The sequence below is a fragment of the Agromyces sp. NPDC058126 genome, from assembly GCF_042884595.1.
Taxonomy (GTDB): Bacteria; Actinomycetota; Actinomycetes; order Actinomycetales; family Microbacteriaceae; genus Agromyces.
Map to the genome: position 1 here is coordinate 910,046 of NZ_JBHVTS010000001.1, position 13,640 is coordinate 923,685.

Genomic DNA, 13,640 nt, shown 5'->3' on the forward strand with positions numbered 1-13,640 from the left:
CCGTGGAGCGCAAGGCGGCAGCCCCAGCAGACGGGGTGACGCCGCCCTTAGCGCCGGATCGCCGAGAGAACGGCGACAGCTCGGCCTCCGAGACTCCCGGATTCACCTTCTCCACAGGGCGCGTCGCATGGCGAAGTCGAGCGCCGCACGGTGTTAGACTGACACCGCACCCGGCAGGCGACGTACTGCAGACACATGCACTGTTCGTGCTCCCGGCCGCATCGTGCAATTCCCGGCAATCTCTTGCTTTCGCTCTCGCGCATGTCTGCGCCACCGCGCGCCGACCTCGCTCGAGGACGCGATCAGCTCTCCTGCCGCGCAAATCTTGCGCCAGGGGAAAGGAAAACACCCAGTGACCAACGCATCCGACCACGCTGCAGGCGTGGCGAACAGCGCCCCTCTGACCGGCCTCAAGGTCGCCGAGCTCCAGGAGCTCGCCGTCTCGCTCGGCATCGTGGGCGCATCCAAGCTCCGCAAGGGCGAACTCGTCGAGGCGATCTCCGCCCGTCAGGCCGAGCAGGCGGGCGACGTCGCCCCGACGCTCGACCTCGACGGCGCGCCGGCCGCCGCCGACCCGGCGCCCGCCGAGAGCCTTGTCGTCGAGGCGCCCGCCGCCCCGGCGGCGGAGTCGGCGCCGATCGAGGCGCCTGCCGTCGAGCAGGCCGCGCCCGAGGCATCCGCAGCCGAGCAGACCGCGCCCCGTCGCGGTCGCCAGCCGCGCCGCGCGACGAGCGCGACGACGGCCGCCGCGCAGCACGTCAACGCCGGCGGCGCCGGCGTCGGCCTCGTGCCCGCGAACGACGACGAGGCCCGCGAGGCCGCCCGCGCGGCAGTGCGCGAGGAGCTCGCCGCCGCGACCGGTGAGGGCGCCCGCCCCGCCGCCGACGGCGAGGGCGAGCAGGCCCAGACCGACGAGCCCCGCCAGGGCCGTGGCCGCAACCGCGGTCGCCGTGGCGGCGAGCGCGGCGGCAACGACCGCGGTGAGCGCGGCGACGACACGCAGAAGCAGGGCGGCGACCGCCGCCAGAACGGCCAGGGCGGCCAGAACGACGGTGCCCAGGGCGGCGAGCAGCGCGGCAAGCGCGACGAGGGCGGCAAGTCCTCCGAGCGCCAGGGCGAGGCCGAGAAGGGCAAGCAGGGCGGCCAGGGTCGTGACGGCCAGGGTCGTGACGGCCAGAACCGCGACGGGCAGGGCCAGGGTCGCGAGGGTCAGGGTCGCGAGGGTCAGGGCCGCGACGGCCAGGCCCAGGGCCAGGGCCGCGACGGCCAGGGCCGCGACGCCCAGCAGCAGCTCGAGGGCGAGGGCGGCCGTCGCAGCCGCTACCGCGACCGCAAGCGCCGCGGCCAGGGCGGTGCCGGCGACGAGCTCGAGCCCGAGATCCTCGACGACGACGTGCTGATCCCGATCGCGGGCATCCTCGACGTGCTCGACAACTACGCGTTCGTGCGCACGACGGGGTACCTCCCCGGTCCGAGCGACGTCTACGTCTCGCTCGGCCAGGTCAAGAAGTACCACCTGCGCAAGGGCGACGCGGTCGTCGGCTCGATCAAGCAGCCGCGCGACAACGAGGCGAACAGCCGTCAGAAGTACAACGCGCTCGTCAAGGTCGACTCGGTCAACGGCCAGTCGATCGACGAGGCCGCCGCGCGCGTCGAGTTCCAGAAGCTGACGCCCCTCTACCCGCAGGAGCGCCTGCGCCTCGAGACCGAGCCGACGAAGCTCACGCAGCGCATCATCGACCTCGTCGCGCCCATCGGCAAGGGCCAGCGCGGCCTCATCGTCGCGCCCCCGAAGGCGGGCAAGACGATCGTGCTGCAGCAGATCGCGAACGCCATCTCGATCAACAACCCCGAGGTCCACCTCATGGTCGTGCTCGTCGACGAGCGCCCCGAAGAGGTCACCGACATGCAGCGCACGGTGAAGGGCGAGGTCATCGCCTCGACCTTCGACCGCCCGGCCGAAGACCACACGACGGTCGCCGAGCTCGCCATCGAGCGTGCGAAGCGCCTCGTCGAGCTCGGCCACGACGTCGTCGTGCTGCTCGACTCGATCACCCGCCTCGGCCGCGCCTACAACCTGGCCGCGCCCGCTTCGGGCCGCATCCTCTCGGGCGGTGTCGACGCCTCGGCGCTGTACCCGCCGAAGCGCTTCTTCGGCGCCGCGCGCAACATCGAGAACGGCGGCTCGCTGACCATCCTCGCGACCGCGCTCGTCGAGACGGGGTCGAAGATGGACGAGGTGATCTTCGAGGAGTTCAAGGGCACCGGCAACTCCGAGCTGCGCCTCTCGCGCCAGCTCGCCGACAAGCGCATCTTCCCGGCCGTCGACGTCAACGCCTCGTCGACGCGTCGCGAGGAGATGCTGCTGAGCCCCGACGAGGTGAAGATCACCTGGAAGCTGCGTCGTGCCCTCGCCGGCCTCGACCAGCAGCCGGCCCTCGAGGCCGTGCTCGGTCGCCTGAAGGAGACGCAGTCGAACGTCGAGTTCCTCATGCTCATGCAGAAGTCGATGCCGGTCGCCGGCCACGGCAGCGCGCACGGGCACGAGACCGACCACCGCTGAGGCTCCCGTGTTCGATTCGGTCCAACCGCTGCTCGCCGAGCACGCGCAGCTCCAGGAGGAGCTCGCGGACCCGGCGCTGCACGCCGACGCGGCGCGCGCGAAGAAGGTCAACCGGCGTTACGCCGAGCTGAGCCGGATCGTCGCGGCGAACACGGCGTGGCACGAGGCGCAGGACGACCTCGCGGCGGCCCGTGAGCTCGCGAAGGAGGACGAGGCCTTCGCCGAGGAGGTGCCGGCCCTCGAGGAGGGTCTCGCGCAGGCGCAGGAGAAGCTCCGGCGACTCCTGATCCCGCGCGACCCCGACGACGGACGTGACGTGATCATGGAGATCAAGGGTGGCGAGGGCGGCGCGGAGAGCGCCCTCTTCGCGGCCGACCTCCTGCGCATGTACATCCAGTACGCGCAGTCGAAGGGCTGGAAGACCGAGCTCCTCGAGCGCAACGAGTCCGACCTCGGCGGCTACAAGGACGTCCAGGTCGCGATCAAGTCGAACGCGAGCGACCCCTCGCAGGGCGTCTGGGCGCACCTCAAGTACGAGGGCGGCGTGCACCGCGTGCAGCGCGTGCCCGTCACCGAGACGCAGGGCCGCATCCACACCTCGACGACGGGCGTGCTCGTCTTCCCCGAGGTCGACGAGCCCGAAGAGGTCGAGATCAACCAGAACGACCTCAAGATCGACGTCTACCGTTCGTCGGGCCCGGGCGGTCAGTCGGTGAACACGACCGACTCGGCCGTGCGCATCACCCACCTGCCGACCGGCATCGTCGTGTCGATGCAGAACGAGAAGTCGCAGCTGCAGAACCGCGAGGCGGCGATGCGCGTGCTCCGCGCCCGCATCCTCGCGCGCCAGCAGGAGGAACTCGACGCCGCGGCCTCGGACGCCCGCAAGTCGCAGATCCGCTCGATGGACCGTTCGGAGCGCATCCGCACGTACAACTTCCCCGAGAACCGCATCGCCGACCACCGCACGGGCTACAAGGCGTACAACCTCGACCAGGTCATGAACGGCGCGCTCGACCCGCTCATCGAGTCGGCCATCCAGGCCGACGAAGAGGCGCAGCTCGCCGGTCGCGAGGACTGACTCCGCGGGTCGCACCGCGAAACGACGAGGGGCGGATGCTCCGGGGCGCGCCCCGGGTCATCCGCCCCTCGTGGTTCGACGGCTCAGATGTGCCAGTCGTGCACGCCGCGCGCGGCGTCGGCGGTCTGGTGCGACAGCGGCCGCACCGTCGCGGGCACGCCGACGACGAGCGAGTGCGGGGGGGCGCTGCGCGTGACGACCGCGTTCGCGCCGACGGCGCTCCAGGCGCCGATCGTGATGTCGCCGAGGATCTTCGCGCCGGCGCCGACCGTGACGCCGTCGTCGAGGGTCGGGTGCCGCTTGGTGCCGGGCGGGGTGTTGCGCGGCGCCTTCCCGCCGAGGGTGACGCCGTGGTAGAGCATGACGTCGTCGCCGATGACCGCGGTCTCGCCGATCACGACGCCCATGCCGTGGTCGATGAAGAAGCGGCGGCCGATGGTCGCCCCCGGGTGGATCTCGATGCCCGTGAGGAACCGCGTCAGCTGCGAGATCACCCGTGCGGGGAACCGCCACCGGGCCCGCCACAGCCGGTGCGCGAGGCGGTAGGCCCAGATGGCGTGAAGGCCCGAATACACGAGGAAGACCTCGAGGCCGCTCCGTGCTGCGGGGTCGTGCGCACGGGCGGTCGCGAGGTCTTCTCTCAGGCGTCTGAAGATCGGCACCTGATCAGTCAAGCAGACCCTCGTACAGGACGGTCGACAGGTACCGCTCGCCGTAGCTCGCGACGATGACGACGATCGTCTTGCCGTCGTTCTCGGGGCGCTTGGCGAGCTCGAGCGCGGCGTGGACGGTCGCGCCGGAGGAGATGCCGCCGAGGATGCCCTCCTCGGTGCCGAGCCGGCGCGCGGTGGCGACGGCCTGGTCGATGTTCACGTCGATGATCTCGTCGTAGACGTCGCGGTCGAGGATGTCGGGCACGAAGTTCGCGCCGATGCCCTGGATCTTGTGCGGGCCGGGTGCGCCGCCGTTGAGGATGGGCGACTCGGCGGGCTCGACGCCGACGACCTTCACGCCGGGCTTGCGCTCCTTCAGCACCTGGCCGGTGCCGGAGAGGGTGCCGCCGGTGCCGATGCCCGACACGAAGATGTCGACGCCGCCGTCGGTGTCGTTCCACACCTCTTCGGCGGTGGTGCGGCGGTGGATCTCGACGTTCGCCTCGTTCTCGAACTGGCGGGCGAGGATCGCGCCGGGGGTCGCCGCGGCGATCTCCTCGGCCTTGGCGACCGCGCCCTTCATGCCCTCGGAGCCGGGCGTGAGCACGAGCTCGGCGCCGTAGGCCTTGAGCAGCGACTTGCGCTCCTTCGACATGGTCTCGGGCATCGCGAGGATGACCTTGTAGCCGCGCGCCGCGCCGATGAGGGCGAGGGCGATGCCCGTGTTGCCGCTCGTGCCCTCGACGATGGTGCCGCCGGGCTGCAGTGCGCCCGAGGCCTCGGCGGCGTCGACGATGCCGACGCCGAGGCGGTCCTTCACGCTCGCGGAGGGGTTGTAGAACTCGAGCTTCGCGAGCACGGTCGCGCCCGCGCCCTCGGTGAGGCGGTTCAGGCGCACGAGCGGGGTGCGGCCGAAGGCCTGCGTGATGTTGTCGTAGATCTGAGCCATGGGCAGGCCTTTCTGGAGGGGTGGTGCGGGCGTTCTCAGCCTATTGGGGCGGCTGGAGCGGCGGGGGTGCGTTACATTCCATTGCGTGGATGCACCAGAGGACCAGGCCGCCCGACCGCTGCGCGAGGTGCGCGACGAACTCGTGAGGATGCTCGCCGAGGCCGGGGTCCCCGACCCCGAGGTCGACGCCGAACTCCTCATCGGGCACGTGCTGGGACTCAGCCGCGGTGGGGTGCAGGCACGGCTCGTGATCGGCGGCGGGTTCTCCGCCGAGGATGCCGCGGCGCTGGCCTCGCTCGCCGAGCGTCGCGCCCGGCGCGAGCCCCTCCAGCACCTCACGGGGCGGGCGGCGTTCCGTTCGCTCGAGCTCGCGGTGGGGCCGGGGGTGTTCGTGCCGCGCCCCGAGACCGAGGGCGTCGCCCAGATCGGCATCGACGCGCTGCGCGCGGTGGCTGACGCCGAGCCGATCGGCATCGACCTCGGTTCGGGCAGCGGCGCGATCGCGCTGGCCCTCGCGACCGAGGTGCCGCATGCGAAGGTGTGGGCGGTCGAGAACTCGCCCGAGGCCTTCCCGTGGACGCGTCGCAACGTGGAGGAGGTCGGGGCGCCGAACCTCGAGCTCGTCTTCGGCGACCTCGCGACGGCGCTGCCCGAACTCGACGGACGGGTATCGGTCGTCGTCTCGAACCCGCCGTACATCCCGTTGGGCGCGATTCCCCGTGACCCCGAGGTGCGGCTCTACGACCCCGAGCGGGCGCTCTACGGCGGGGCCGACGGCCTCGACGTGGTGCGGGTGCTCTCGCAGCGCGCGCGAGCGCTGCTGGTGCCCGGCGGCCTGCTCGTGATCGAGCACGGCGAGGCGCAGTCGGCCGACATCGCGGCATTGCTGGAGGCCGACGGCTGGCGGGCGATCTCGCATCACCGAGACCTCACCGGGCGCGACCGGGCGACGACCGCGCTGCGCTGAGGCGGAGTTACTTCTTCTTCTCGTGCTTCTCGCGCTCGAGGGCGTGCTTGATCGACTCGCGCTCGCGCTTCTGCGCCTCGCGCAGCGCCTTCTGCGCCTCGCGCACGGCCTTCTCGGCCTCGCGCCGCGCCTTCGCCGCCTCGCGGACCCGCGGGTCGCGCGGGAGGTCGAGCTGCGCCGGCAGCTCGGCGAGCGGCTCGGGCGCAGCGGGTGACGAGGTGCCGCCGAGGCGGTCGATGTGGTGCTCGATGCCGTCGAGGATACGGAGGAGCCCGAAGGAGAAGTCGTCGTCGGTGTCGCCCGGGTGCGTGCCGGGCTCGGCGACGTAGCCGCCGGCGGCGAGCAGCGGGCTGAGGTGCGGGAAGCGCTCGGGCGTGACGAGCTCGGTGAGCGCGACGAAGGCGCTCTCCCCGGTGACGTCGGCGGGGTCGTCGGCGGCCAGGGCGGCCGCGCGGAGGTCGCGGTCCTGCGCGCTCGTCGCGCGGGCGTAGCTCGTGAGCAGGAGGAGCGCCGACATCTTCTCGCCGTCGCTGAGCGGCAGCTCGCGCACCTCGCGGAGGAACCAGTCGACGATGAGGAGGCTGTTCGGCGTGATCGGGGCGCCCGAGATCGGGATGTCGACGAGCCACGGGTGCTCGTGGTACGCGGCGCGCATGGCGAGCACCCAGGCCGTGACGCCCTCGCGCCAGCCCCGTTCGACGGACTCGTCGGGCACGGGCGGCTCGACCGCGCCCTCCTGCATGAGCAGGATCAGGTCGTCCTTGCTCGTGACGTAGCGATAGAGCGACATGGTCGTGAACCCGAGGGATGTCGCGACGCGGCTCATCGAGACGGCGCCGAGCCCCTCGGCGTCGGCGATCTCGATCGCCGCATCGACGATGCGCTCGATCGAGAGCTCGCGCTTGGGCCCGCGCTGGGGGTGGGCGGCGACACCCCAGGCCAGCGCGACGCCGCGGGGGAGTTCGGGGTCGGCTCGCAGATCGTCGCTCATCGGGCTCCAGTTCGTCGGTGCGCTTGACCACAGTCTAGAACTGTGTATTACTTAAACAACAGTGCATCACATAAACAGTTTGCGTCATACGCAGCCGACAGGACCGCGGCGCAGACCCGAATGAACGGAGTACGACAGATGGAACTCGCCATCGACGTCCGTGGCCTCCGCAAGCAGTTCGGCCGGACCGAGGTACTCGCGGGGCTCGACCTCGCCGTGCCGCAGGGGAGCGTCTTCGCCCTCCTCGGGCCGAACGGTGCGGGCAAGACCACGACGATCAACATCCTCACGACGCTCGTCGTCCCCGATGCGGGCACCGCCCGCGTCGCGGGACACGACGTCGTCGATCGCCCGGGGGAGGTGCAGCAGCGCATCGCGCTCACCGGCCAGTCGGCCGCCGTCGACGAGGTCCTCACCGCCACCGAGAACCTCGTCATGATGGGCCGGCTCTCGGGGCTCACGCGGCGCGACGCGAAGGCGCGCGCCGCCGAGCTGCTGCGGCGCTTCGACCTCGACGCGGCGGCCGATCGCCGGGTCGGCACCTACTCGGGCGGCATGCGCCGCAGGCTCGACCTCGCGCTCAGCCTCGTCGTCGACGTGCCCGTCCTCTTCCTCGACGAGCCGACGACCGGGCTCGACACCCGCAGCCGGCAGGAGCTCTGGACCGTCATCCGCACGCTCGCCGACGCGGGCACCACGGTGTTCCTCACGACCCAGTACCTCGAGGAGGCCGATCGGCTCGCCGACCGCATCGCCGTGCTCGACCGCGGGCGCATCGCCGCCGAGGGCACCGCCGACGAGCTCAAGTCGCGGGTGGGCGGCGACGTCGTCGAACTGCGCGACGCCGACGGCGCGCTCGTCCGCGAGATCCCGACCGACGGCAGCGTGCACGGCCTGCGCGCCGCGATCGACGAGCTCGACCGGGCCTCCGCCGTCGGCGGCGGCGACGGGGTGCAGGTCTCCATCCGCCGTCCGAGCCTCGACGACGTGTTCCTCGCGATCACGGCCGGCGCCGAGGCATCCACCCCCGAACTCGTGGAGGCGAGATGACCACCGCAACCGCAACCGCAACCGCAACCGCAACCGCAACCGCAACCGCACCCGCACCCGCCCACCGGCCCCGCCTGCGCGGCGTGGCCGCCGAGCGCGTCTTCATCGGGCGCAGCCTCATCCACTCCGTGCGCGACGTCGAGGCGCTGCTCATGGCGGTCGTCCTGCCGACGATGCTCATGCTGCTGTTCACGTTCATCTTCGGCAACGCGATCGACCCCTCGGGCGGCTACGTCGACTACGTCGTGCCCGGCATCATCCTGCTGTGCGCGGGATTCGGGGCCTCCGGCACCGCGATCTCGGTGTCGCGCGACATGACGACGGGCATCATCGACCGATTCCGCACGATGCCGCTGCGCAGCGGCGCGGTGCTCACCGGGCACGTCGTCGAGAGCCTGGTGCGCAACCTCGTCGCCACGGCGGTGGTGATCGGGGTCGCCCTCCTCGTCGGGTTCACCCCGACCGCGACGCCGCTCGAATGGCTCGCCGCCTTCGGCGTCGTGGCGCTCTACATCCTCGCGATCACCTACCTGTTCGCCGCGATCGGCCTCGCGGCGTCGACGCCGGAGGCGGCGAGCGGCTACGGCTTCATCCTGCTGTTCCTGCCGTACCTGTCGAGCGCCTTCGTGCCGGTCGACACCATGCCCGAGTGGCTGCAGTGGATCGCGGAGAACCAGCCGATCACCCCGGTGATCGAGACGATCCGCTCGCTCCTGCTCGGCACACCCATGGGCGACTCGGCCTGGTGGGCGGTCGGCTGGTGCGTCGCCATCATCGCCGTCGCGGCGGTCTGGGGCGCGTGGCTGTTCCGTCGCAAGGCGGGTCGGCGCTGAGCGAGCCGGCATCGAACCGGATGCCCCGGGCGGTACGCCGCCCGGGGCATCCGATCGTCCGGCCGCGCTGGTCTAGAATCGGCAGGTCATGACTGCCATCTACGACTGCTCGGTCGACTCCCAGTTGCTCACCGGCATGCGACTCGCCCGCGGCGCGATCGGGCGCGGCGAACTCGTCGTCATCCCGACCGACACGGTCTACGGCGTCGCGGCCGACGCCTTCGACGCGAAGGCCGTCGCGAGGCTGCTCGAGGCGAAGGGCCGCGAGCGCACCTCGCCGCCGCCCGTGCTGATCCCCGGGCTGCCGACGCTCGACGCACTCGCGAGCGAGGTGCCGCCCGTCGTGCGCGACCTCGTCGGCGAGTTCTGGCCGGGCGGACTGACGGTCATCCTCCGCGCGCAGCCCTCGCTCCAGTGGGACCTCGGCGAGACCCGCGGCACGGTCGCCCTGCGCATGCCCGCGAACCCGATCGCGCTCGAACTGCTCTCCGAGACGGGCCCGCTCGCGGTCTCCTCGGCGAACCTCTCGGGCCTGCCGAGCGCGACGACCGCCGCCGCGGCGGAGGAGATGCTCGGCGAGTCGGTCACCGTCTACCTCGACGGCGGCGACGCCGGCTCGGGCTACGAGGCGATCGGCGAGCGCCCGGGCGACACCTCCTCGACGATCGTGGATGCCACGGGGCTCGACGAGCACGGGGGAGTGCTCCGCATCGTGCGCGCCGGGGTCATCTCGCGCGAGCGCATCGCCGCGGTCGTCGGCGAAGACCTGCTGGAGCCCGAAGGCGGCGACGCGACCGCCGAGTCGGCCGGGGCCGCCCCGTCCGCCGCCGGCGACCCGTTCGAACCGGGCGTGCCCGAGACATCCGCCGCCGATGCCGACGCCGACGCGGTCGACGCAGCCGGGCCCGAGGCATCCGATGCCGATGCCGACGCGGTCGACGCAGCCGGGCCCGAGGCATCCGCCCCCGTCGACCGTGCCGATGAGGCGGGCACCGCCGCCTCATGACCCTCTTCCTCTCGCTCGCGCTGCTGGCTGCGCTCGTCACCTTCGGCGGCTCGATCGTCGTCTGGAAGCTCAGCCTGAAGTACCGGCTCTACCCGAAGATCCGCGAGCGCGACGTGCACACCCGGCCGACGCCGAGGCTCGGCGGCATCGCGATGTTCGTCGGCATCGTCGTCGCGATCGGGGCCGCGGCCTTCGTCTCGAGCCTCGGGGTGTCGCGGTTCTCAAACGTCTCGATCATCTTCGAGAACCCGGGTCAGATGCTCGCGATCCTGGGCGCGGCGCTCCTCATCGTGTCGATGGGCGTGGCCGACGACATCTGGGACCTCGACTGGACCACCAAGCTCGCGGGGCAGTTCATCGCGGGCGGACTCATCGCGTGGCAGGGCGTCACGATCGTGTCGCTGCCGATCGCGGGCATCACGCTCATCCCGTCGTGGCTGAGCGCCACCCTCACGGTCTTCATCATCGTGCTCGTGATGAACGCGGTGAACTTCATCGACGGGCTCGACGGGCTCGTCGCCGGCGTCTCGCTCATCGCCAACGGCGTGTTCTTCCTCTACACGTACCTGCTCGTGCAGCAGACCTCGCCGCTCAACTACTTCAACCTGGCGTCGCTGCTCGCGGTGATCGTGGTCGGCGCGTGCGCGGGCTTCCTGCCGCTGAACTGGCACCCCGCGAAGCTCTTCATGGGCGACGCGGGCGCCCTGCTCATCGGCCTGCTCACCGCGACCGCGGCGATCGCCGTGACGGGCACGATCAACCCCATCAGCGTCGGCTTCGAGAACCTGTTCGCGGCCTTCATCCCGATCCTGCTGCCGTTCGTGGTGCTCGTGATCCCGCTGCTCGACTTCGGGCTCGCGGTGGTGCGCAGGCTGAGCGCGGGCAAGTCGCCCTTCGCCGCCGACCGCAAGCACCTGCACCACCGCCTGCTCGACATGGGGCACTCGCACCTGAACGCCGTGCTCATCCTCTACGGGTGGACGGCCGTCGCCAGCGTCGGGTGCCTGCTCACCTACGTGCTCCCGACGTACTTCGGCGTCGACAGCGCCTGGGCCTTCGTCTTCCTCGGCGTCGGCTTCCTCGTCTGCGCCGTGATCACGCTCGCGCCGCTCGGTCGCCGAAAGCGCCTCACGATCGCCGCCGAGGAGCGCCCGAACGCCAGCCCCGTCGCGGCCGACGAACTCGAAGGTCCGGCTCGGTAGAATCGGGCGACCCCCGACTGGAGCATGATGACCGACGCACGTCCCGCACAGCCCGCCGACCGCACGCCGACCTCGAACCCGGTGCTCCGCCGCGCCCTCATCTGGGGCGGCGTGCTCGCCGCCGTGATCCTCGTGGTGAGCGCGGTGCTCGGCCTCGTCTTCGCGGGGCTCCCCGGCCTCTGGGGCGCCCTCATCGGCACCACCATGGCGGTGGTGTTCATGGGCATCACCGCGGCGAGCATCCTCCTCGCCAACCGCTTCTCGGGCAGCGACCTCTTCGTGGGCGCGTTCTTCGGCATCGTGCTCGGCGGATGGCTCCTGAAGTTCATCGTCTTCATCGTGCTCGTCGTGCTGCTCCGGGATGCCGCGTGGCTCGACACGACGGTGCTGTTCCTCAGCCTCGTGGCCGGCGTTCTGGCCTCACTCGTGGTCGACGTGCTCGTCGTCGCGAAGTCGCGGCTGCCCTACGCGAGCGACGTCGAACTGCCGAAAGCACCCGAGGACGACTGAACTCGATTCTGAATTCGTCTGCTCGTAGAAGTCTTGCTAGAGTATTCCCGATCCCCCCACGGTTCTGCCCTCATCACGCATGGGCGAACCGAGGCCCATGTTCGTCGTCGCGAGAGCCGAGCTCCACGCCCCGAAACAGGAGAAAGCGCTGCTAGCACACGCTCTGAACCTGCTGGTTCCGACTGCCACCGAAGACGGTGAGTTCCACGGTCCGTCGATCGAGGAATTCTTCCCCGGCCCGCTCCTGTTCGAGGGCACGGACTTCGAGGTCAACCGCATCATCCTGGTGCGCTGGGTCGCAGTGATCGCACTGGTCCTGGTCTTCTGGCTCGGCACCCGACGCATGAAGGTCGTCCCGGGCCGCTTCCAGAGCCTCGTCGAGATGGGTCTCGACATGGTGCGCGTCAACATCGCCGACGACCTGCTCGGCAAGAAGGACGGCAAGCGGTTCCTGCCGATCCTCACGACGATGTTCTTCATGATCCTGTTCATGAACCTGACGGGTGTCATTCCGTTCCTGAACATCGCCGGCACCTCGGTCATCGGCGTCCCGCTCGTGCTCGCGATCGTCGCGTACATCACCTTCATCTACGCGGGCGTCAAGAAGAGCCCCAAGAACTTCTTCAAGAACGCCCTCTTCCCCTCGGGCGTGCCGTGGCCGGTGTACATCATCGTCACGCCGATCGAGTTCATCTCGACCTTCATCATCCGGCCCATCACGCTGACGCTCCGACTCATGATGAACATGATCGTCGGCCACCTGCTGCTCGTGCTCTTCTTCGCAGCCACGCAGTTCTTCGTCTTCCAGCTCAGCGGCTGGTGGACCATCCTCGGCGCCGGCACCCTGGCCTTCGGACTCGCGTTCACGCTGTTCGAGGTCCTCGTCGCCGTCCTGCAGGCGTACGTCTTCGCACTTCTCACCGCGGTCTACATCCAGCTCGCGGTCGCAGAAGAGCACTGAGCCCGGGCACCCGCCCAGAACATTCCCTAGGAAAGGAAACCCAACGTGGACGCAACCACCGTTCTCGCCGAGATCAACGGCAACATCGCGACGGTCGGCTACGGCCTCGCGGCGATCGGCCCGGCCATCGGCGTGGGCATCGTCGTCGGCAAGACGATCGAGGGCGTCGCCCGCCAGCCCGAGCTGGCCGGCCGCCTGCAGGTTCTGATGTGGATCGGTATCGCCTTCACCGAGGCGCTCGCCTTCATCGGTATCGCGACCTACTTCATCTTCGTCTGATCCACCCGCCGCAACTGAGGAGGCCAACGTGCTTCATGCAGTACTGAGCGCTGCAACCGAGGGTGGCGAGACGCACAGCCCGGTGATTCCGGAGTCGTACGACATCATCTGGTCGTCGGTCTGCTTCGTCATCATCCTCGTCTTCTTCTGGAAGTACGTGCTCCCGCGCGTCCAGAAGCTGCTCGACGAGCGTGCTGAGGCGATCGAAGGCAACATCGCGAAGGCCGACGAGGCCCAGCGCAAGGCCGAGGCCGCTCTCGAGGAGTACACGGCGCAGCTCGCCGACGCTCGAACCGAGGCCGGTCGCATCCGCGAGACGGCCCGCGAGGACGGCAAGAAGATCGTCGCCGAGGCCAAGGACACCGCGACCGCCGAGGCCGCTCGCGTCACCGCGAGCGCGCAGGCGCAGATCGAGGCCGAGCGTCAGACCGCGCTCGTCTCGCTCCGCTCCGAGGTGGGCACCCTCGCGATCGATCTCGCCTCCGGCGTGATCGGCGAGTCGCTCTCCGACGACGCCAAGGCGACCGCCGTCGTCGACCGTTTCCTCGCCGACCTGGAGGCCTCCGAGGCCACCGCCGGAGGGAAGAAGTAACCC

Annotated in this window: 14 protein-coding genes; 11 read left to right on the forward strand and 3 right to left on the reverse strand. The window is 70.6% G+C overall.

The window, feature by feature from the left end; all coding sequences use genetic code 11:
* Positions 1–352: 352 nt before the first annotated feature.
* Both rho and prfA read left to right on the forward strand, forming a co-directional pair.
* Positions 353–2,563, forward strand: coding sequence for a transcription termination factor Rho (rho, locus tag ACFVTR_RS04015; RefSeq protein WP_387034959.1), 2,211 nt, complete (start codon positions 353–355; stop codon positions 2,561–2,563).
* Positions 2,564–2,570: 7 nt separating this feature from the next.
* Complete coding sequence (gene prfA, locus ACFVTR_RS04020) at positions 2,571–3,644, forward strand: peptide chain release factor 1 (RefSeq protein WP_376940969.1); 1,074 nt, start codon at positions 2,571–2,573, stop codon at positions 3,642–3,644.
* An 83-nt stretch (positions 3,645–3,727) separates the two neighbouring features.
* Here prfA and epsC read toward each other — a convergent pair whose 3' ends face one another.
* Together epsC and cysK are read right to left on the reverse strand one after the other, a co-directional pair.
* Entirely contained in the window at positions 3,728–4,306 is a 579-nt protein-coding gene (gene epsC / locus ACFVTR_RS04025) for a serine O-acetyltransferase EpsC (protein ID WP_387034962.1), read from the reverse strand.
* Positions 4,307–4,310: 4 nt separating this feature from the next.
* Positions 4,311–5,246, reverse strand: a complete 936-nt coding sequence (gene cysK / locus ACFVTR_RS04030; protein ID WP_387034964.1) for a cysteine synthase A — start codon at positions 5,244–5,246, stop codon at positions 4,311–4,313.
* Between the two features lie 118 nt (positions 5,247–5,364).
* Between cysK and prmC the strand changes: the two genes are divergently transcribed.
* Complete coding sequence (gene prmC / locus ACFVTR_RS04035) at positions 5,365–6,213, forward strand: peptide chain release factor N(5)-glutamine methyltransferase (protein WP_387035382.1); 849 nt, start codon at positions 5,365–5,367, stop codon at positions 6,211–6,213.
* A 7-nt stretch (positions 6,214–6,220) separates the two neighbouring features.
* On the opposite strand, the gene ACFVTR_RS04040 is transcribed toward prmC, so the two are convergent.
* A complete protein-coding gene (locus ACFVTR_RS04040) occupies positions 6,221–7,204 on the reverse strand; it encodes a TetR/AcrR family transcriptional regulator C-terminal domain-containing protein (protein WP_387034966.1) in 984 nt (327 codons plus the stop codon).
* Between the two features lie 138 nt (positions 7,205–7,342).
* Between ACFVTR_RS04040 and ACFVTR_RS04045 the strand changes: the two genes are divergently transcribed.
* The 8 genes from ACFVTR_RS04045 (at position 7,343) to ACFVTR_RS04080 (ending at position 13,637) form a co-directional block, all read left to right on the forward strand.
* Positions 7,343–8,254, forward strand: a complete 912-nt coding sequence (locus ACFVTR_RS04045) for an ATP-binding cassette domain-containing protein (protein ID WP_387034968.1) — start codon at positions 7,343–7,345, stop codon at positions 8,252–8,254.
* Positions 8,251–9,087 (forward strand): ABC transporter permease, encoded by an 837-nt coding sequence (locus ACFVTR_RS04050; RefSeq protein ID WP_387034970.1) that lies wholly within the window; start codon positions 8,251–8,253, stop codon positions 9,085–9,087. The genes ACFVTR_RS04045 and ACFVTR_RS04050 overlap by 4 nt, the downstream gene beginning before the upstream one ends.
* Positions 9,088–9,175: 88 nt before the next feature.
* Complete coding sequence (locus ACFVTR_RS04055; RefSeq protein ID WP_387034972.1) at positions 9,176–10,093, forward strand: L-threonylcarbamoyladenylate synthase; 918 nt, start codon at positions 9,176–9,178, stop codon at positions 10,091–10,093.
* Complete coding sequence (locus tag ACFVTR_RS04060) at positions 10,090–11,295, forward strand: MraY family glycosyltransferase (RefSeq protein ID WP_387034974.1); 1,206 nt, start codon at positions 10,090–10,092, stop codon at positions 11,293–11,295. The genes ACFVTR_RS04055 and ACFVTR_RS04060 overlap by 4 nt, the downstream gene beginning before the upstream one ends.
* A gap of 27 nt (positions 11,296–11,322) precedes the next feature.
* Entirely contained in the window at positions 11,323–11,805 is a 483-nt protein-coding gene (locus tag ACFVTR_RS04065; protein WP_387034976.1) for a hypothetical protein, read from the forward strand.
* Positions 11,806–11,968: 163 nt separating this feature from the next.
* Entirely contained in the window at positions 11,969–12,766 is a 798-nt protein-coding gene (atpB, locus tag ACFVTR_RS04070) for a F0F1 ATP synthase subunit A (protein WP_387035384.1), read from the forward strand.
* A 45-nt stretch (positions 12,767–12,811) separates the two neighbouring features.
* The gene (gene atpE, locus ACFVTR_RS04075; protein ID WP_022888426.1) at positions 12,812–13,045 is read left to right on the forward strand and encodes an ATP synthase F0 subunit C; all 234 of its coding nucleotides are present in this window, start codon (positions 12,812–12,814) and stop codon (positions 13,043–13,045) included.
* A gap of 28 nt (positions 13,046–13,073) precedes the next feature.
* Complete coding sequence (locus ACFVTR_RS04080) at positions 13,074–13,637, forward strand: F0F1 ATP synthase subunit B (protein WP_387034978.1); 564 nt, start codon at positions 13,074–13,076, stop codon at positions 13,635–13,637.
* The last annotated feature ends 3 nt before the right edge of the window (positions 13,638–13,640 follow it).

Excerpts from the sequence above, each read along its gene's own strand:
- cysK (WP_387034964.1), bottom strand. The coding sequence starts at position 5,246 with ATGGCTCAGATCTACGACAACATCACGCAGGCCTTCGGCCGCACCCCG.
- ACFVTR_RS04040 (WP_387034966.1), bottom strand. The coding sequence starts at position 7,204 with ATGAGCGACGATCTGCGAGCCGACCCCGAACTCCCCCGCGGCGTCGCG.
- ACFVTR_RS04045 (WP_387034968.1), top strand. The coding sequence starts at position 7,343 with ATGGAACTCGCCATCGACGTCCGTGGCCTCCGCAAGCAGTTCGGCCGG.
- ACFVTR_RS04050 (WP_387034970.1), top strand. The coding sequence starts at position 8,251 with ATGACCACCGCAACCGCAACCGCAACCGCAACCGCAACCGCAACCGCA.
- ACFVTR_RS04055 (WP_387034972.1), top strand. The coding sequence starts at position 9,176 with ATGACTGCCATCTACGACTGCTCGGTCGACTCCCAGTTGCTCACCGGC.
- ACFVTR_RS04060 (WP_387034974.1), top strand. The coding sequence starts at position 10,090 with ATGACCCTCTTCCTCTCGCTCGCGCTGCTGGCTGCGCTCGTCACCTTC.
- ACFVTR_RS04065 (WP_387034976.1), top strand. The coding sequence starts at position 11,323 with ATGACCGACGCACGTCCCGCACAGCCCGCCGACCGCACGCCGACCTCG.